Source organism: Pseudarthrobacter sp. efr-133-R2A-89, from assembly GCF_030209315.1.
In the GTDB taxonomy this organism is placed as follows: domain Bacteria; phylum Actinomycetota; class Actinomycetes; order Actinomycetales; family Micrococcaceae; genus Arthrobacter.
On the sequence record NZ_JARVSE010000003.1, the window covers coordinates 90,470 to 108,655 of the forward strand.

The 18,186-nt window shown below is 67.3% G+C and carries 15 protein-coding genes; 12 read left to right on the top strand and 3 right to left on the bottom strand.

What is annotated here, in order from left to right:
• Positions 1-8: 8 nt before the first annotated feature.
• Positions 9-1,184: an MFS transporter gene (locus QRM95_RS06605; RefSeq protein ID WP_502934941.1), complete on the top strand. Its 1,176-nt coding sequence runs from the start codon at positions 9-11 to the stop codon at positions 1,182-1,184.
• Here the strand turns inward: QRM95_RS06605 and QRM95_RS06610 are convergent.
• Together QRM95_RS06610 and QRM95_RS06615 are read right to left on the bottom strand one after the other, a co-directional pair.
• Positions 1,171-4,422, bottom strand: coding sequence for a family 78 glycoside hydrolase catalytic domain (locus QRM95_RS06610; RefSeq protein WP_285247012.1), 3,252 nt, complete (start codon positions 4,420-4,422; stop codon positions 1,171-1,173). The genes QRM95_RS06605 and QRM95_RS06610 overlap by 14 nt on opposite strands.
• Positions 4,422-5,627, bottom strand: a complete 1,206-nt coding sequence (locus QRM95_RS06615; protein WP_285247013.1) for a Gfo/Idh/MocA family protein — start codon at positions 5,625-5,627, stop codon at positions 4,422-4,424. Before QRM95_RS06615 ends, QRM95_RS06610 begins: the two co-directional genes overlap by 1 nt.
• 240 nt (positions 5,628-5,867) lie before the next feature.
• On the opposite strand from QRM95_RS06615, the gene QRM95_RS06620 reads away from it, so the two are divergent.
• The 7 genes from QRM95_RS06620 to QRM95_RS06650 all read left to right on the top strand — a co-directional run bounded on the left by QRM95_RS06620 (position 5,868) and on the right by QRM95_RS06650 (position 11,869).
• A complete protein-coding gene (locus QRM95_RS06620; RefSeq protein WP_285247014.1) occupies positions 5,868-6,542 on the top strand; it encodes a YesL family protein in 675 nt (224 codons plus the stop codon).
• 105 nt (positions 6,543-6,647) lie between these two features.
• Positions 6,648-8,177, top strand: a complete 1,530-nt coding sequence (locus QRM95_RS06625) for an extracellular solute-binding protein (protein ID WP_285247015.1) — start codon at positions 6,648-6,650, stop codon at positions 8,175-8,177.
• Positions 8,178-9,149 carry an ABC transporter permease gene (locus QRM95_RS06630; protein ID WP_018761792.1) on the top strand — a complete coding sequence of 324 codons (972 nt, stop codon included), beginning with the start codon at positions 8,178-8,180 and terminating at the stop codon, positions 9,147-9,149.
• A gap of 2 nt (positions 9,150-9,151) precedes the next feature.
• The gene (locus QRM95_RS06635; RefSeq protein ID WP_285245144.1) at positions 9,152-10,024 is read left to right on the top strand and encodes a carbohydrate ABC transporter permease; all 873 of its coding nucleotides are present in this window, start codon (positions 9,152-9,154) and stop codon (positions 10,022-10,024) included.
• Between the two features lie 23 nt (positions 10,025-10,047).
• A complete protein-coding gene (locus tag QRM95_RS06640; RefSeq protein ID WP_285247016.1) occupies positions 10,048-10,758 on the top strand; it encodes a rhamnogalacturonan acetylesterase in 711 nt (236 codons plus the stop codon).
• A complete protein-coding gene (locus tag QRM95_RS06645; RefSeq protein WP_285247017.1) occupies positions 10,759-11,430 on the top strand; it encodes a DUF1961 family protein in 672 nt (223 codons plus the stop codon).
• A gap of 61 nt (positions 11,431-11,491) precedes the next feature.
• Positions 11,492-11,869, top strand: a complete 378-nt coding sequence (locus QRM95_RS06650) for a DUF7793 family protein (RefSeq protein WP_285247018.1) — start codon at positions 11,492-11,494, stop codon at positions 11,867-11,869.
• A 12-nt stretch (positions 11,870-11,881) separates the two neighbouring features.
• On the opposite strand, the gene QRM95_RS06655 is transcribed toward QRM95_RS06650, so the two are convergent.
• The gene (locus QRM95_RS06655) at positions 11,882-12,904 is read right to left on the bottom strand and encodes a LacI family DNA-binding transcriptional regulator (protein ID WP_285247019.1); all 1,023 of its coding nucleotides are present in this window, start codon (positions 12,902-12,904) and stop codon (positions 11,882-11,884) included.
• A 152-nt stretch (positions 12,905-13,056) separates the two neighbouring features.
• Between QRM95_RS06655 and QRM95_RS06660 the strand changes: the two genes are divergently transcribed.
• The 4 genes from QRM95_RS06660 to QRM95_RS06675 all read left to right on the top strand — a co-directional run bounded on the left by QRM95_RS06660 (position 13,057) and on the right by QRM95_RS06675 (position 18,185).
• Positions 13,057-13,401, top strand: a complete 345-nt coding sequence (locus tag QRM95_RS06660) for an L-rhamnose mutarotase (protein ID WP_285247020.1) — start codon at positions 13,057-13,059, stop codon at positions 13,399-13,401.
• 91 nt (positions 13,402-13,492) lie between these two features.
• On the top strand, positions 13,493-14,659 hold the full coding sequence (rhaI, locus tag QRM95_RS06665; RefSeq protein WP_285247021.1) for an L-rhamnose isomerase: 1,167 nt from the start codon (positions 13,493-13,495) through the stop codon (positions 14,657-14,659).
• An 11-nt stretch (positions 14,660-14,670) separates the two neighbouring features.
• Complete coding sequence (locus tag QRM95_RS06670) at positions 14,671-16,713, top strand: bifunctional aldolase/short-chain dehydrogenase (RefSeq protein ID WP_285247022.1); 2,043 nt, start codon at positions 14,671-14,673, stop codon at positions 16,711-16,713.
• On the top strand, positions 16,710-18,185 hold the full coding sequence (locus QRM95_RS06675; protein WP_285247023.1) for a rhamnulokinase: 1,476 nt from the start codon (positions 16,710-16,712) through the stop codon (positions 18,183-18,185). The genes QRM95_RS06670 and QRM95_RS06675 overlap by 4 nt, the downstream gene beginning before the upstream one ends.
• Position 18,186: the final 1 nt, after the last annotated feature.

An 18,186-nucleotide genomic window follows, 5' to 3' on the forward strand; every position in this document is an offset into this window, starting at 1 on the left:
TCCTGGGCATGCAGCTGGCCGGCAGCCTGGGGGTGTGGATGCAGCGCCTGGCCCAGGACTGGCTGGTGCTGCAGCTGACCGGAAGCCCCGCAGCGGTGGGCGCCGCCGTCGCCCTGCAGTTCCTGCCCATGCTGGTGGTGGGCCCGCTGGCCGGACTGGTGGTGGACCTCTTCCCCAAGCGCCGGATCATGATGGTGTGCCAGTCCGTCATCGTGCTGCTGGGCATTGGCCTCGCTGCCTGGGCCGCGAGCGGCACCCTGACCGTATGGGTGGTGTACGCCAGCTGCGTCGCCTTGGGCATCACGGCGGCGGTGGACCAGCCCACCAGGCAGGTCTTCGTCAATGAAGTGGTGGGGGACGCCGCGCTGCGGCCGGCCATCGGACTGAACAATGCACTGTCCCAACTGGGCGGCATGGCCGGGCCGGCTTTGGGCGGGGTCCTCATCGCCCAGGCCGGCCCGGCGGCGGCCTTTGCCGCCAACGCGCTGATCGGCATGGGTGTCCTGGGCCTGATCACCGCCATCCGGACCAGCGAGCTGTATCCCGGCCCGCGCGCCGGACGCGGCCGGGGCCAGGTGCTTGCCGGCCTCCACTACGTACGGGAGCGGCCGCGGCTCCTGCTCCTCATCCTCCTCGCCGGCCTGCTGGGCGCCTTCGGGATGAACGGGCCGGTGGTCCTGGCGGCGTTTGCCGAGCGGGTGTGGCACAACGGCGTGGAAGGCTTCGGCCTCTTCAACACCGTCAGTGCCGTCGGCGCCCTGGCCGGGGCGCTCCTGGCCGCGCGGCTTGGCACCATGGGCCGGAAAGGCATTGTGGCTGCGGCCGGCCTCTTCGGCTTGTCCCAGCTGCTGGCGGCGCTCATGCCCACCGTTGGCCTCTTCATCGCCATGCTGGTGGTGGTGGGCATGATGACGCTGCTGTTCCTCACCAGCGCCGCCACCGCCGTCCAGCTCGAGGCCGGTCCCGCCATCCGCGGCCGCGTCATGGCCCTGTACCTTCCGCTCCTGCTGGGCGGACATGCGCTCGGTGGCCTCCTGGCCGGCTGGCTGACCGAGCAGTTCGGAGTCCGGGCGGGCCTCGTGGCCACCGGCTGCCTGGGCATGCTGTCCGCCCTGGTCATCGGCCTCCTGCTCTGGCGGCACGGGCGGCGCACCCGTCCTGCAGTGGCAACTACCGGGGCGTAAACGTCCAGGTGCCGGTGTGCACGCGGAATTCCCTGGCGGCGCCGTCCGCGGTGCCCAACGGGGCGGAAAGTACCGGGGCGGCATCCGCAGTGGGCCCCTTGACCCCGTAGGTGCCGGCGGGCAGCCGCACGGTGGCAGTGGTGCCCGGTGGAACCGTGCACTCCAGCTCCACCGAACCACCTCGCCTGCGCCAACTCGCCTGTACGTATCCGTTGTCCACCGGGATACTGCCGCGGGCGTGCTCCAAGCGGCACAGCGGCGGTTCAATCACCACCGCGGTGCCGCCGGGCACGGCGTACCGGATGCCGAGCAGGTGCTCGAGGATCTCCTTGAGCACGGACGCGGACCAGGCGTGCGACTGGCTGTAGTCGGTCCCCTTGGCCAGGTCCCAGGCTTCCCAGGTGAAGGTGGCTCCGCGGTCCAGGAGCCGTGCCCAGCCGGGCTGGTCTTTGGCGGTGAGGAGGTCCAGGACGGCGTCCATGCGGCCCTGGCGCACCAGGGCACGGACCAGCCGGTGCACCGTCATGGGACCCTGCCGCATGCCCATTCCGGCGATCCGGGCGGCATCGGCGTCCGCGTGGCCGGGGTCCGTGATGCCCAGTGAGAGCGGGAAGGACGTGGCATGCTGGGAGGCGTGGGAACTGGGTGTCCCGTCCCCATGGAGCCCGTCCACCATGACCCCGCCAACCCGCAGCCGGCCGCGGATCGCGACGGCCAGCACACGGGCCGCCGTGGCGTAGCGGACGGCGGCGTCTTCCTGGCCGGCCGCGTTGCAGAGCCGTGCCGTTGACACCAGCGCCGAGTAGGCCTGGGCGTTGACGGTGGTCTTGGCCGCGCACTCCATGTCGTAGCCGAACCGGCCGGGTGCGGGCCAGTCCACGATGCCGTGCAGGTAGGGGCCCGCGCCGCCGCCCAGCCTGGTGACCAGTCCCGCCGTCGGGCCTTCCGCCGGAATGCAGCGCAGCGCGTAGTCGGCCGTGTCGCACAGGTGGGGGAGCAGTTCGCGGACCAGGCCCAGGTCTCCGGAGCGCAGGTGGTACTCCTCCGCCCACTCCGGCAGCATCAGGGAGAAATCGGGGATGTCGCGCTTGCCATCGCCGTTGGGATAGACGGCGTTGTACCGGCCCTTGTCCGCCCCGGTGTTCCAGTAGCGGCGGGCCGACCAGGCGAATTCCCGCAGTGCCTGCGCCGTGTAGGCGTGTTCGCCGAAGAACGCCATGGTGGCGTAGGAAATGTTGGCGGCATCGGCCAGGAACTGGCCTTTTTCCCGGGTGGGAGTGTCCACGAACTGCTCCTGGACACCGTAGAGCGCAGAATCGCGCAGCAGCCCGACGACCTCGTCCAGGACGGGGTCGGAACTGTTGAAGCTGCCCTCGCCGGGGTGGCTGCCGTAGACCGTGACGGCGCCGACGCGTGACACGTCCGCGGCCTCCACGCCCGGCAGTTCCAGGTAGCGGAAGCCGAGGTGGACCGAGGCCCGGAACTGCTGTGGCCCGGCGGTTTGCGTGTAGGGGAAGGACATGTCCGTGTTCTGGCTGGGGGTCTTTCCGGCATCCACCCTGCCGTCCGGGCGCAGGACGTAGCCGGCACGCAGCATGACCGTGCGCCCCGGGACGCCGGCCAGGAAGTCCACCTCGGGCCGGGCCGGGATGACGCGCCCGAAGTCCGCCACCATGGTGCCGTCCTCAGCGGCAAGGAACTGCCGCGGTGCCACGAACTCCCCGCCCAGGAACGTCCGGCGGGCGTGCAGCCGGGGAAAGTCCGACGACGGGTGCCGGCCAACGCTGATGGCGGCAGGGAGGTCCTCGGTGATGTCCAGGGACGCTGCGGCCTCGCCATCCAGGTGCTCCACGGGGTCGCCCTCGTCATTGCGGTAGCCCGACTGGCGGTACGGGGCCTCGCCGGCACGCCAGCCGGGGCCCGAGACAAGGACGTCCCGCCGCCCGTCGTCGTAGTCAACACTCAGCCTGACCACCAGGCCGGGAACACCTGCGGCGCGGCCCTGGCCCGGACCGTACCAGTGGAGGAGGGCCGTCACCGGCACGGGCGTACCGGCCGGATGTGCCGCCAGGATCCCGGTGACGTCGGCGGCATCGAAATACCCCTCGCCGGGGTAGCCGAATGAGGTGGTGCCGAGGCAGGGCGTCCCGGCCACCGAAACCTGCGCATGGTGGTGTGCCGCCACGAAGAGCCTGGCCCGCCGGACCGTCCCGTCCAGCGCCATGGTGCCCCGGACCAGGGTCCACTCGTCGGGCTGCCGGTGCCCGGTGGTGCGGTCCCATTGTGCCAACGAGGCAAGCGCTTCGTCCTCGCCGGCATCAAAATGGTGGTCCAGCAGGACGTCCCCGGAGCGGCCGGGAACCTCCCCGGTGATGCGGAGCCGGGTGTACTCCGCCTGGCTCCGGGGTCCCTGGTGCAGGGCGGCCCTTCCGCTGCTGCCCGGGGATGCCGGTACGTCAACCACCAGCAGTTCCGTTCCGTCCAGCGACACCCGGATGCTCTGCCCGTCGTCGCTGATATCCAGGTCCTGCCACGATCCGGGGCCAGGTTGCCGGTCTCCTGCCGGTGCGGCGGTCCCCAGGACCTCGGAATCCGGGGCGGCGGGGGAGGGGATTTCCCAGTCCGGAGTGCGGCGGAGTACCAGTTCTCCGGCCGGGCCCAGTTCGAGCAGCAGGCCCGTCCCGGGTCCGCTGCTCCGCAGGATAATGCCGGCTTTGCCCATGACGGGCCGGAGCCGGGCCTGGATCCGGACGCTGCGGACTGCGGGGCACGGAAGAGGCAGGAACGGCGAGCCCGCCACCCGCAGGGCGCGGTTGTGGATGTCCAGCGGTGCCCGCCCGCCCGGGGCCCGGCTGATCCAGCCGGCCTGCCAGGACGCATCCGTCAGGCCGGTGCTGAAGGGTTGCGGGGAAGACCAGGAGCCCGGGTTGCCGGCAGCATCGCGGATGCGCACCCGCCAGGCGAAGTCGGAGTCGTCCGCCAGGGCGGGACCGCCGTAGGGCACGCCGCGCTGGGACGCGGAAGCCACCGGGCCTGATCCCCACACGACTGTGCCCAAGGTGTCCCGGACCTCAATCTCGTAGCCGGTCTGCCGTGCCAGGGCGGGATCGCCGCCGTCGCCTTGGGCCAGCTGCCAGCTGAAGGCGGGGGCCGGCGAAGCAGTCAGGCAGGGGGAAAGCCCGTCCGTCAGCAGGGTGGCTGCGTGGAGGTGCCCTGCGTCGTGGAGTTGGCCTTCCATCAGGAGGCCGGAATATCGAAGGTGGCCGGGGCAGACTTGGCCCAGGGGAGTCCCAGCTCGCTGAAGGTGGCGTGCTCCCGGCCCGCACGTTCCAGTGCGTCTTCAATGCCTGGCACGACGGCGTGGGCCGAGTCGCCGTCGCCCTGCCACCGGACGTGGGCGGGATCGATGGGGGAGGGCAGCGGCGCCGTCCGGACCGCTTCCAGCACCAGCATGAAGGCTCCGCTGTCCGGCAGGCTGCTGGTGAGCGGAACGCCAGTGGCGCGGTGGGCCAGCAGGTTCTCGGTGAGGTCATCGCGGCCATACGTTTGCTCGGTGCGCCCGGCTGCGGTTTCAACGATGAGCCGGTCCTCGGTGTAGTGGAACACGGCGGTACCGGCCGAGCCCTGGAGGGTCACGTAGGGCTCAACGGATTCGGACGCACAGATGGTCAGCGCGCAGGTGATGGGCAGGCCTGGAGTGGTGCGGATCCGGATCACGGAGGTGTCATCCGATTCTATGTCGTTGGCCCGGTACAGCTCGGTTTCCACGGATGCGATGTCAGCGGTGGTGCGCGCCCCGGCAATCCGGAGGGCGGTTGCCACGGCATGCGCCAACGGATTGGTGGCGACGCCGTCCACCACGTCCACGCCGTTGATGCTGCGTTTCCCGGCCCAGCGCGAGCGTTTGTAGTACGCCCGGTCCCGGACCCAGCGGCCGGTGGCCGAGATGCCCTCCAAGGTGCCGATGGTGCCGGCCGCGAGCAGTTCCTCGATGGCCCGCAGGGCGTGCGAACCGAGGCTTTGGAACCCGATCTGGACGCCGCGGCCGGAATCCGACGCCGCGGCACACAGCCGGTTGAAATCGGCAAGGGACGCGACGGGGGGTTTTTCCAAGTACAGCTCCGCGTCCGTGGCAAGGGCAGCCAGTGCCAGCGGGGCGTGGGTCTGGATGGGCGTGGCCACGATGACCAGGTCGAGATCCCCGGCGGCCTGGAGGAGCTCGTCGAGCCCGGGGTGGATGGCGGCCGACGGCGGCACGGCACCTGGTGCGGGCGGCTGCGGATCGGCAACCGCCACCAGCTCGACGGCGCCTGCCGCCTGCAGGCGTTCCAGGTTCCGGAGGTGGTGGGTGCCAAAGCCGTGCACGCCCACCAGTGCCACCCGCGCCGCAGTCCTCGGGGCGGTTCCGGCGTCCTTGCCGGCCGCTTCCGTTGCCGTTCCCATGGTTCTCCGTCCTGCCCGTCCGGGCACCAGCCTGTAGCGCGGGCCATCATCCAGCAAGCGCTTTCCACCGTTCAGTGTGCGGCATGAAGGCATTGCCAGTCCAGCTATGTAACGATTCAAAAATTCACTTGACCGGGATGCCGGTGCGGGTCTAGATTTTCGAGAAACCGATTACCAGCGTGATGCGGGACACTTTCCGCTTCGCCTCTGCAACGATGGAGAACAGAAGGGAGCCCAGCCATGCTGTCCGGGACCTTCAGTGCGCGTGCCTATTCATTCTTTGACACGCTCGCATGGATTGCGGGCCTGAACCTGCTGTGGATCGCGTTTACCTTGATGGGCGGCGGCGTCCTTGGTGCCGGGCCGGCCACGGCCGCGGCGCAGATCCTGGTGCGCAAGCGGGCCCGGGGGGAGGCGGCTCCGCTGGTGCGTGGATTTGCTGCCGGATACGCCAGGAATTTTGGCCGAGCGAACATTCTTGCGCTGCCGGTCATGGCCGTCTCCGTGGCTCTTGCCCTGAACTGGAACTACTTTTCGGCGGGGCGCGGGCTCTTCCCGCAGCTCATGGCGGCCGGCATCTTTGTTGCCGCAATCTTCCTGGCCGGCGCAGCGTGCTACGTGTTTCCCATGTATGCCCGCTACGAACTGCCGCTGGGGCAGTACCTGCTGACGTCGTCGCGCTTTGCTGTGCGGCATCTAGCGGGAACGGTCATCCTGCTGTTCGTCACCGCCGCCACGGCGTACGCCAGCGCGGCGCTCCCGGGCCTGATTCCGTTCTTCAGCATCGGAGCCTGGCTCTTCCTGACCGGCTGGCTCTGCGACCGCTTCTTTACCGCGAATGACGAATCGGTAGCCGAGGCGCTGGCAGTGGAATCGAACGGCCGGGCCGCCCTGCAGCGAGCCTCCACCGCCTGACCGCCATCCTCCCGGGTGCGGCTCCGCCGTGCCCGGCTTCAAATGAAACGTATCAATACTGGCCTCAAGGCCCAATGAACCCCAATGAAGTGGAATAGGAAAAATATGATCCGCAGGAAACTTTCCCTGGCCGCCGCCGTCGTCACCGCAGCGGCCCTGTCCCTCACGGCCTGCAGCGGAGGTGACGCTCCGGCCGCCGACCTCACCTCGGTGTCCATCATGGCGCCCTTCCTTGAGGCGCAGCCGCCCGGCGCGGACGGCGCAGTGCAAAAGAAGCTGGAGGAGATCACCGGCAAGCAGGTGAAGATCAACTGGGCTCCCAACGCCTCCTACGAGGACAAGACCAACATCACCCTGGCGGGATCGGACATCCCCCAGGTCATGGTGATCCAGGGCAAGAGCCCCGGGTTCGTCAAGAATGCCCAAGCCGGCGCCTTCTGGGACCTCACCGGCAAGCTGGACAAGTACCCCAACCTCAAGACCACCTACCCGGACATCCAGCAGAACGCCAGCGTCAACGGCAAGGTCTACGGCATCTTCCGCGGCCGCGCCCCGATGCGGACCGCGGTCATGTTCCGGCAGGACTGGCTGGACAAGCTGGGCCTGCAGCCGCCCAAGACCGTGGAGGACCTCTACAAGGTGGCCAAGGCGTTCACCGAGCAGGACCCGGACGGCAACGGCAAGAATGACACCTACGGCATCACGATTCCCAAATGGGGCGCGCTGGGAAGCAACAGCCCCTACGACGTCATCGAGGAATGGTTCGGGGCAGGCAACCGCTGGACCGAGCGGGACGGAAAGCTGGTACCCAGCTTCGAGACCGACGAGTTCCTCCAGGCAGACCGCTTCATCAAGAAGATGGTGGATGAGAAGCTCATCAATCCCGACTTCGCCACGTTTGACAGCACCAAATGGAATGAGCCGTTCTTCAACGGCAAGGGCGGCATCATCGTGGACGTCGATTCCCGGGTCAGCGTCCTCATTAACCTGTTCAAGCAGGCAGATCCCAACAACTTCCAGAACAAGGTGGGCTTCGTGGGCAACCTCGAAGGCCCCGACGGCAAGCTGCACGCCCATCCCACCGACGGCTACTCCGGCTTCCTGGCCGTCCCGAAAGCCAGTGTCCGGACGGAAGCCGAACTGGACAAGGTCCTGGAATTCCTGAACACCCTCAACGGCAAGGACGCCGGCATCCTCCTGAACAACGGCATTGAGGGCGTCAACTTCACGGTGGTGGACGGCAAGGCCGCTCCCGTCAAGCCGGAAACGGACGCCAGCAAGGCCGTCACCACGGACATCAAGAGCTACGCCCAGCTGGGCATGAACGTCGCCGGCAACCAGTTCTACCCGGTCAAGCAGGCCACCGACTACGAACAGCAGGTCTTCGACAAGCGCACAGACGTCATGGCTGAAGACCTCAAGAGCGCCGTCTACAACCCGGCAGCGCCTTACGTTTCCGCCACCTACGTGGCCAAGGGAGCCCAGCTGGACAACATCGTGGCCGACGCCCGGATCAAATACCTGGCCGGCCAGATCGATGAGCAGGGGCTGAAGGACGCCATCAAGCTGTGGGACACCAGCGGCGGCGACAAGGTCAAGGAAGAGATCAACAAGCTCTGGCAGGACAACAAGTAAATGGCAGCCCCCGTCGTCGAGGCTGAGGCACGGGCGGCCAACCGGCCGCCCGTGCGGGAACGGAAGAACGGCAGGTTCTCCGTCCATTTCGCGCACTACAAGTGGCTGTACCTGCTGCTGCTGCCCGGCGTGGTGTACTTCGCGGTGTTCCGGTACGCCCCCATGTACGGCGTATCCATCGCGTTCAAGGATTACGTCCCGTTCCTGGGGGTGAACGGCAGCCCCTGGGTGGGAGTGCAGAACTTCACGGACTTCTTTGCCAACCCGGATTTTCCCCGGCTGTTGGGCAACACCCTGATCCTGGCTTTCCTGAACCTGGGCATCGCGTTCCCGCTGACCATCGTCCTGGCCTTGCTGCTCAATGAGGTACGCCTGTCCGTGCTCAAGCGCACGGTCCAGACCCTCGTGTACATCCCGCACTTCCTGTCCTGGACCATCGTGGCGTCGTTGAGCTTCCTGCTGTTCGCCCTGGACATCGGCCCGCTGTTCCAGTTCCTGAACAACGTCATGGGCACGAACATCGATTTCCTGTCGGATCCGGCCTGGTTCCGGCCCCTGATCGTGCTGCAGGACATCTGGAAGAACACCGGTTGGGGCACCATCATCTTCCTGGCCGCCCTGGCCACGGTGGACCAGGACCAGTACGAGGCCGCCATCATCGACGGTGCCGGCCGGTTCCGCCGGGTCTGGCACATCACGCTTCCCGCGATCCGGTCCACCATCATCGTGATGCTGATCCTGGCCATCGGGCAGATGCTCAATACCGGCTTCGAACAGATCTACCTGATGACCAACGCCCTCAACCGCGAGGTGGCGGACGTCTTTGACACCTACGTCTACTTCGTGGGCATCACCCAGGGCGCCTACAGCTACTCCACGGCGGTGGGCCTGTTCAAATCCCTGGTAGGCATCGTGCTGATCTTCGGCACCAACTGGCTGGCCAAACGATTCAACCAGAGCGGACTGTTCTAGCCATGAAAATCCACAACACCCGCGGCGGCCGGGTTTTCGACGCCGTCAACTACGTGTTCCTCGCCCTGATCGGCATCATCACCCTGCTGCCGTTCGTCTACGTCTTCGCCGGGTCCTTCGCCACCGAAGCGGAGATCACCCGCCGGGCGTTCTTCGTCTGGCCTGAGCAGTTCACCCTGGGCTCCTACGAGTACATCTTCGCCACCCCCGCGTTCACCCGCGCCCTGGTCACCACCATCCTGGTCACCGCCGTGGGCACCCTGGTCCAGCTGGCCTTTACCGTGACCATGGCCTACCCGCTGGCCAAGAAGAGCCTGCGCGGCAGGAACGTCATCCTGTCGCTGGTGGTCTTCGCCATGGTCTTCTCCGGCGGCATGATCCCCACTTTCCTGCTGGTCAAGGACCTGGGCCTGCTGAACTCGTACTGGGCCCTGATCCTGCCGGCAGCCATCAACCCCTTCAGCCTGATCATCATCAAGAACTTCTTCCAGGAACTCCCTGCGGAGCTGGAAGAGTCGGCCAAGATGGACGGCGCCACCGAAATCGGGATCCTCTGGCGGATCCTGCTGCCGCTGTCCAAGCCAGTACTCGCAACTTTCGCGCTCTTTTACGCCGTGGGGATCTGGAACGACTTCATGTCCCCGCTGCTGTACCTGAGCGACAACTCCAAGTGGACGCTGCAAATGTACCTGCGGCAGGTCACCGCCGCCTCGGACCTCCTGGGCACTGGCAACGTGGACCCCAACTACATCCCGCCGGAACAGGGCATCAAGTTTGCGGTGATCGTGGTGGCCACCCTGCCCATCCTGATCTTCTATCCGTTCCTGCAAAAGCACTTCGCCAAGGGCATGCTCATCGGCTCCGTCAAGGGCTGACCCCGTACTGGAGGAAGCACACCATGAAAATCCTGCTGGCCGGCGACTCCACGGTCGCCGATTGCCCCACCCAAGAGTTCCCCATGAGCGGTTGGGGAGCGCAGCTTCCGCCGCATACCTACCGGTGGGGCTCGGTGCACAACTTCGCCAAAGGCGGGGCAAGCACGGAGTCCTTCCGCGACGATGGGCTCTGGGCGGACCTGCTGGCCGAGGCCGGGCCCGGCGACGCGGTGCTCATCCAGTTCGGCCACAACGACCAGAAGAAGCAGCACCTCGCTGCCCGAACCGGATACGCGGCCAACCTGCGCACCATGGTGGACGAGGTGCGCGGGGCCGGCGCCGCGCCGGTCTTGTGCACCTCGGTGGAGCGGCGGCACTTCCTCGACGCCCGGCACCAGGGCGACGGTCCGGCGTCGGACGCTGTCCTGGAGGCAAGCCTGGAGGACTACCCCGAGGTGGTCCGCGAACTCGGCCTGGAACTGGGGGTGCCGGCGGTGGACCTGAACGCCTGGACCCGGGACCTGTACCTGCGGCTGGGCCGCGACAGATCGCGGAACCTCTTCTGCCACTTCGCGCCGGGTGAGCACGCCCGCTGGCCAGGCGGCCTGGCGGACAACACCCACTTTTCGCAGCAGGGTGCCATGCTGGTGGCCGGGGAGGTGGCCCGGCAGCTTGGCCGGCTGGGATACGGGGTGCTGGAACCGGCATTGGGTACGACGTCGGGACAGGGCTAGGTGGGCGCCGCGAGCTTGGAAGCGGGCGTCCTCTACAGCAACCCGCTGGCAGGACCGGACGATGTCGCCGGCTGGGTGGCGGAAGGGCCACTGGGCCTCGGCAGCCACAACGGCGCCCTGGAGCTGTCCGGCACCCTGGACGACGGCGAATTCGGCGACCATGCGCACTGGACCTTCTGGTGCCCCGAGGAATTTCCGGACGGCATCCGCATCAGCTGGGACTTCCTGCCGCTCGCCGAACCGGGCCTGGCCATGCTGTTCTTCGCGGCCGCCGGACAGGGCGGCCTGGACCTCTTCAGCCCTGCGCTCGCGCCCCGGACCGGGTACTACCCGCAGTACCACTCAGGGGACATCGATGCACTGCACGTCTCCTACTTCCGGCACAAACACCAGTCCGAGCGCGCCTTCCGCACCTGCAACCTCCGCAAGAGTGCCGGCTTCGAACTGGTGGCCCAGGGTGCGGATCCGCTGCCGCCCACGGAAGACGCCGCCGGCTTCTACCGGCTCGAAGTAGTGAAAGAAGGGCCACGGGTGGAGTTCGCCATCAACGGTTTGGGGCTCTTTCGGTGGCACGATCCGTCGGACAAAGTGTTGGGCGGCGGCCGGATCGGATTCCGCCAGATGGCACCACTCCGCGCCGCGTACCGCAACCTGGTGGTGGAGAAGGTTTAGGCCGCTTCCGCACTGGGGCAAGATAGGAGGCGTACATCTGCCCACTGAAGGGAGGCGGGACATGGAACCCGTATTGGTCGACGGCGGCAAGGGCACCGTGGAGCTGGGCCCGGACGGCATTCTCCATCTCATTTGGGAACCCAAGGTTCGGATCGAAATCCATGATGCGCAGGCGGCCATGGCCGCGGTCAACGACATCGCCGGCGACGGCAGCTACCCCATGCTGGTGGACATGGCCACCACGGAGTCTGTCAGCCGGGAGGCCCGCGGAGTGTTCTCCATCCCGTGCGCGGCCAACCGCATCGCCCTGCTCGGGGCCAGCCCGGTGGACCGGATTATCGCCAACTTTTTCCTGGGCGTGCACATTCCGCCGTGCCCCACGCGCTTCTTCACGTCCCGGTCAGAGTCCATGAAATGGCTGCTGCAGCCGGACAAGTAGCGGACCCGCGGCTCAGCCGGCTGCCGGCGCCGCCGTGCTCTGCCGGACCACCAGCTCGGGCGTGAACACTACCGCCCGGTGGACGGGGTTTTGGGATTCCACTTCTTCGGACAACAGCTCGATGGCGGTCCGCCCCAGCAGCTCCGTGGGCTGGCGGATGGAGGAGAGGGGGACCACGGCGGAAACCGCAAAATCGATGTCGTCGTAACCGATCAATGCCACATCCTCCGGGATGCGGAAGGTGTGCGTCATGGTGAGGGACTGCATGACGCCCAGGGCCAGGAGGTCGTTGGCGCAGAAAATTCCGTCCGGCAGCTCCGCGCGGCCCCGCTGCACCAGCATGTCGCCCACGCTTCGGCCGGCAAGGACCGTCTGGCCCTCCGAGTCCAGCACCTCCAAGGTGGCGTCCGGTTCCTCCTTGACGGCCCGGCGGGCCCCCTCGAGGCGGTCCGCCACCTGGCGGATGGAGGTGGGGCCACCCACGAAGGCCAGCTGGCGGCGGCCGGTGTCCAGCAGGTGCCGGGCTGCGAGGTAGCCGCCGGCGTCGTCATCCACTGCCACGGAGCTGAACTTGGATTCGTCCGCCAGGCGGTCCACCAGGACGGTGGGGACGCCGCGCTCGCGGAGGAGGTCCAACCGGTCCGTGACATCGCCTACGGGGGAAATCAGCAGGCCCTGAACGCGCTGCTCCTGGAAGAGGTCGATGTAATTCGCTTCGCGGCCGGCGTCGTGGCCGCTGTCCCCGAGCAGCACTGCACTGCCCTGCAGGGCCGCCGCGTCCTCCGCGGAGCGGACCACGGAGGTGAAGAAGGGGTTGCCCACGTCCAGGACAATGAGGCCGATGGTGCGGCTGTGGCCAACCCGGAGCTGGCGGGCGGCATCATTGCGGACGAAGCCCAGCTCGTCGATGGCCCGCAGGACCCGTTCCTTGGTCCGCTCCGATACCCGGTCCGGGTAATTCAGGACGTTCGAGACCGTTCCCACGGCCACGCTCGCGTGGGTGGCGACGTCCTTGATACTTGCTGTCCGGTTCATCGAATCTCCGTGCTGGTCTGTCCGCGGCCGGGTGTCCCGCGCGGGCGATCAAAAGTTCTTTGCCATTGCTTGACACCTGCTCAGGTTCAACTGTACTTTGAATCGTAACAATGAAACGATTCAAAAGATCGCGAGTTTGAACAGGAGAACCAATGAGGGTCTGTTTCCGTTCCTCGGTCCAGCCGGCGCTCATCGACGAATACCGGCGCCGGCACGCGGCGGTATGGCCGGAGATGCTGACCGCCCTCAAAGAAGCAGGCTGGCACAACTATTCGCTGTTCCTGGGGGAGGACGGGCTCCTGGTGGGGTACGTGGAATGTGACGACTTCGACGCCGTCCGCGCCCGGATGGCCCTGACGGACGTCAACACCAGGTGGCAGGCAGAAATGGCGACACTTTTTGAAGACTCCGGCCAGGCGCCCGATGAAGGGTTCCGCGTGCTGGAGGAAGTCTTCAACCTCGACAGCCAGTTGGCAGCCGGCGCATCCGCGGGCTGACCGCCCGCGCGCACAACTACCGCACCGACAGCAACAGGGCTCCAGCAGCGGGGCACCACAACCACACGAACCACACACCGGAAAGAACATCATGAACGACGTAGCAACGGCGCTGGGCAGGCTCGAGGAGCTTGCCATCGAGGTCCCCTCGTGGGCTTATGGAAATTCAGGCACGCGGTTCAAGGTGTTCGGTACGCCCGGCACGCCGCGCACGGTCCAGGAAAAGCTGGCCGATGCCGCCAAGGTCCACGAACTGACCGGGCTGGCCCCCACCGTGGCCCTGCACATCCCGTGGGACAAGGTGGACGATTACGCCGCCCTGAAGGATTACGCCGCCGGCCTGGGGGTGGGGCTGGGCACCATCAACTCCAATACCTTCCAGGATGACGAGTACAAGTTCGGTTCCCTGACCTCCTCCAACGGATCGGTGCGCCGCCGCGCCATCGATCATCACCTGGACTGCATCCAGATCATGCACGCCACTGGCTCACGCGACCTGAAGATCTGGTTGGCTGACGGCACCAACTACCCGGGCCAGGACGATATCCGCGGCCGGCAGGACCGGCTGGCCGAATCCCTGCAGGAGATCTACGCCGCCTTGGGCGATGAACAGCGGCTGGTGCTGGAGTACAAGTTCTTTGAACCGGCGTTCTACCACACCGACGTTCCGGACTGGGGCACGTCCTACGCCCAGACCCTGGCCCTTGGCGAGAAGGCGTTCGTCTGCCTGGACACCGGCCACCACGCCCCGGGCACCAACATCGAGTTCATCGTGATGCAGCTGCTTCGCCTGGGCAAGCTGGGGTCCTTCGACTTCAACTCGCGCTTCTACGCCGACGACGACCTGATCGTGGGCGCCGCCGATCCGTTCCAGCTCTTCCGCATCATGCACGAGGTGATCCGCGGCGGCGGTTTCGGGAAAGAGGCCGGCGTCGCCCTCATGCTGGACCAGTGCCACAACCTGGAGGAGAAGATCCCGGGACAGATCCGCTCGGTCCTGAACGTCCAGGAGATGACGGCCCGCGCCCTGCTGGTGGACACCACCGCCCTGGGCGAGGCACAGCGCGCCGGGGACGTGCTGGCCGCGAACGGCATCTTCAACGATGCGTTCTACACCGACGTCCGGCCCATCCTGGCTGAATGGCGTGAATCCCGCGGCCTGCCCGCGGACCCGATCGCTGCCTACAAGGCCAGCGGCTACCAGAAACAGATCAACGAGGACCGCGCAGGCGGCCAGCAAGCCGGATGGGGCGCATAAAGGGCATGAACATGCAGAACGCAGCCAAGACTGTTGAAGACCTGATTTCCCGTTCCAACCGCCTCGGCGCGGACAAGCGGAACACCAACTTTGCCGGCGGGAACACCTCCGCCAAAGGCATCGAGAAGGACCCGGTCACGGGCGAGCACGTCCAGCTGTTGTGGGTGAAGGGGTCCGGTGGGGACCTGGGCACGCTGAAGCCACAGAACCTGGCCGTGCTCCGGCTGGACCGGTTGACCGCCCTGAAGAACGTGTACCCGGGCGTTGAGCGTGAAGACGAGATGGTGGCGGCTTTCGATTATTGCCTGCACGGCAAGGGCGGGGCCGCACCGTCGATCGACACGGCGATGCATGGCCTGGTGGACGCCGCGCACGTGGACCACCTGCACCCGGACTCCGGCATCGCCATCGCCACCGCCGTTGACGGGGAAGCGCTGACCGGCAAGATCTTCGGCAACAAGGTGGTCTGGGTTCCCTGGCGCCGCCCCGGATTCCAGCTGGGCCTGGACATCGCGGCCATCAAGGACGCCAACCCGCAGGCCATCGGCACCATCCTGGGCGGCCACGGCATCACCGCCTGGGGCGCAACCAGCGAAGAAGCGGAAGCCAATTCCCTGTGGATCATCGAACAGGCCGAAAAGTACATCGCAGAGAACGGCACGGCCGAGCCCTTCGGCGCCAAGCTGCCCGGATATGCAGCCCTGCCGGAAGCTGAGCGCCGCGCCAAGGCCGCAGCCCTGGCACCGGTGATACGCGGCCTGGCCTCCACGGACAAGCCGCAGCTGGGGCACTTCAGTGACGACGCCGTCGTCCTGGACTTCCTCGAAGCGGCCGAGCACCCGCGCCTGGGCGCCCTGGGCACCTCCTGCCCGGACCACTTCCTGCGCACCAAGGTCAAGCCGCTGATCCTGGACCTTCCGGCCGATGCCTCGATCGAGGATTCGATTGCCCGGCTTCAGGAACTCCACGCCGACTACCGGGAGGACTACCAGGCCTACTACGACCGTCACGCCGATGCCGACTCGCCGGCGCTGCGGGGCGCCGACCCGGCCATCGTGCTGGTGCCTGGCGTGGGCATGTTCTCCTTCGGCGCCAACAAGCAGACCGCCCGGGTTGCCGGCGAGTTCTACATCAACGCCATCAACGTCATGCGCGGCGCCGAGGCCATCTCCACCTATGCACCGATCGAGGAATCCGAGAAGTTCCGGATCGAATACTGGGCGCTGGAGGAAGCCAAGCTGGCCCGGATGCCCAAGCCCAAGTCGCACGCCACCCGCATCGCACTGGTCACCGGCGCGGCATCCGGGATCGGCAAGGCCATCGCCACCCGCCTCGCCGCGGAAGGCGCGTGCGTGGTCATCGCCGACCTCAACCTCGAGAACGCGCAGAAGGTCGCCGAGGAACTCGGCGGCCCGGATGTCGCCGTCGGCGTCCAGGCCGACGTCACCGACGAAGCCCAGGTCGCCGCGGCGATCGACGCCGCCGTGCTGGCCTTCGGCGGCGTGGACCTGGTGGTCAACAACGCCGGACTGTCCATCTCCAAACCGCTGCTGGAAACCACCGAAAAAGACTGGGACCTGCAGCACAACGTCATGGCCAAGGGCTCCTTCCTGGTGGCCAAGGCCGCGGCCAGGGTGATGATCGCCCAGGGCCTGGGCGGGGACATCATCTACATCTCCTCCAAGAACTCCGTCTTCGCCGGCCCCAACAACATCGCCTACTCCGCCACCAAGGCAGACCAGGCCCACCAGGTCCGGCTCCTCGCGGCCGAACTGGGCGAGCACGGCATCCGCGTCAACGGCATCAACCCCGACGGCGTGGTCCGCGGCTCCGGAATCTTCGCCGGCGGCTGGGGCGCCAAGCGTGCAGCGGTCTATGGCGTTGACGAGGAGAAACTGGGCGAGTACTACGCCCAGCGCACCCTGCTCAAGCGCGAAGTCCTGCCTGAGCACGTGGCCAACGCGGCCGCCGTCCTCACCAGCAACGAACTGTCCCACACCACCGGCCTGCACATCCCCGTGGACGCCGGAGTGGCCGCAGCCTTCCTCCGATGAGCACGCACGTTCCAAGCATTGACGGCGCCGGCGTCTTCGCCGCCGTGGACATCGGTGCCTCGTCCGGCCGGGTCATCCTGGGCCGCGTGACTGCCGGTGCCGGGGTGTCGCTGGAGACCGTCCACCGCTTCCCCAACGGAGTGGCGGAGATCGATGGCGGCCTCCGTTGGGACTTCGACGCGTTGTTCGCCGAAGTCCTTGCCGGCCTTAGGGCTGCGGCCACCGTGGCCTCGGCACAGGGGGAAACCATTGCCAGCATCGGTATTGACACCTGGGCCGTGGACTACGGCCTGGTGACCAAGGCCGGCCGGCTGGTGGCGCAGCCGTTCAGTTACCGCGACGACCGCAGCCGGGCCGCAGTGGCGCCGGTCCACGCCAAGCTGGACCCCGCGCGCCTCTATGCCACCACGGGGTTGCAGTTCCTGCAGTTCAACACCATCTACCAGTTGGCCGCGGAACAGGACCTCGACGGGCTGCAGGCCCTGCTGATCCCGGACCTGATCGCCTTCCTGCTCACGGGCATCCGCCGGACGGAAGCCACGAATGCCTCCACCACCGGGCTCTTCGACGCCGTGGCAGGGGAGTGGGCCACCGAGTTCTTCGCTCCCCTGGGCCTGCGGAGGGACCTGTTCCCGCCGCTGATCCAGCCTGGTGAAACCATCGGCACGCTGCTGCCGGAGACCGCCGCTGCGGTAGGGCTTCCCCAGGAAACCAAAGTGGTGGCCGTCGGCTCGCACGACACCGCCTCCGCCGTCGCCGCTGTCCCTGCGCAAGAAGAGAACTTTGCCTACATTTCCTCCGGCACGTGGTCGCTGGTGGGACTGGAACTGAAGCATCCGGTCCTCACCGAGGCCGGCCGGGAAGCCAACTTCACCAATGAACGCGGGGTGGACGGCACCATCCGGTACCTGCGCAACATGGGCGGGCTCTGGCTGCTCAGCGAATGCCAGCGGACCTGGGCCTTGGAGGGCTTCCGGCCGGAACTGACCGCCCTGCTCACGGCAGCCGCGGCCCTTCCTGCCGGTGGCCCGCAAGTGAACGCCGATGATCCCTACTTCATCGCCCCCGACAACATGCCCGAGCGCATCCGCGCGGCGGTCCGGCGCACCGGTGAGGTCCTGCCCGACGATCCCGCGGCGATCACCCGCTGCATCATGGACAGCCTCGCCAGTGGTTACGCCCGGACCATCACGGCTGCCGAACGCCTGGCCGGCCGTGCCGTGGAAGTGGTCCATGTGGTGGGCGGAGGCTCGCAGAACACCCTGCTCTGCCAGCTCACCGCCAACGCCACTGGACGTCCCGTCATCGCCGGCCCCGTGGAAGCCACTGCCTTGGGCAACGTGCTCGTACAGGCCCGCGCGGCCGGTGCGGCCGCGGGCGGGCTGCCGCAACTGCGCGAAATCATCGCGACGGGAACGAGCCTTCGCCGCTACGAACCCGCGTACCTGCCCGTGAACGCCGCCAGGAATTGAA

Excerpts from the sequence above, each read along its gene's own strand:
- rhaI (WP_285247021.1), top strand. The coding sequence starts at position 13,493 with ATGAACGACGTAGCAACGGCGCTGGGCAGGCTCGAGGAGCTTGCCATC.
- QRM95_RS06620 (WP_285247014.1), top strand. The coding sequence starts at position 5,868 with ATGCTGTCCGGGACCTTCAGTGCGCGTGCCTATTCATTCTTTGACACG.
- QRM95_RS06660 (WP_285247020.1), top strand. The coding sequence starts at position 13,057 with ATGAGGGTCTGTTTCCGTTCCTCGGTCCAGCCGGCGCTCATCGACGAA.
- QRM95_RS06615 (WP_285247013.1), bottom strand. The coding sequence starts at position 5,627 with ATGGGAACGGCAACGGAAGCGGCCGGCAAGGACGCCGGAACCGCCCCG.
- QRM95_RS06640 (WP_285247016.1), top strand. The coding sequence starts at position 10,048 with ATGAAAATCCTGCTGGCCGGCGACTCCACGGTCGCCGATTGCCCCACC.
- QRM95_RS06625 (WP_285247015.1), top strand. The coding sequence starts at position 6,648 with ATGATCCGCAGGAAACTTTCCCTGGCCGCCGCCGTCGTCACCGCAGCG.
- QRM95_RS06610 (WP_285247012.1), bottom strand. The coding sequence starts at position 4,422 with ATGGAAGGCCAACTCCACGACGCAGGGCACCTCCACGCAGCCACCCTG.
- QRM95_RS06605 (WP_502934941.1), top strand. The coding sequence starts at position 9 with ATGCAGCTGGCCGGCAGCCTGGGGGTGTGGATGCAGCGCCTGGCCCAG.
- QRM95_RS06670 (WP_285247022.1), top strand. The coding sequence starts at position 14,671 with ATGCAGAACGCAGCCAAGACTGTTGAAGACCTGATTTCCCGTTCCAAC.
- QRM95_RS06630 (WP_018761792.1), top strand. The coding sequence starts at position 8,178 with ATGGCAGCCCCCGTCGTCGAGGCTGAGGCACGGGCGGCCAACCGGCCG.
- QRM95_RS06675 (WP_285247023.1), top strand. The coding sequence starts at position 16,710 with ATGAGCACGCACGTTCCAAGCATTGACGGCGCCGGCGTCTTCGCCGCC.
- QRM95_RS06655 (WP_285247019.1), bottom strand. The coding sequence starts at position 12,904 with ATGAACCGGACAGCAAGTATCAAGGACGTCGCCACCCACGCGAGCGTG.
- QRM95_RS06635 (WP_285245144.1), top strand. The coding sequence starts at position 9,152 with ATGAAAATCCACAACACCCGCGGCGGCCGGGTTTTCGACGCCGTCAAC.
- QRM95_RS06650 (WP_285247018.1), top strand. The coding sequence starts at position 11,492 with ATGGAACCCGTATTGGTCGACGGCGGCAAGGGCACCGTGGAGCTGGGC.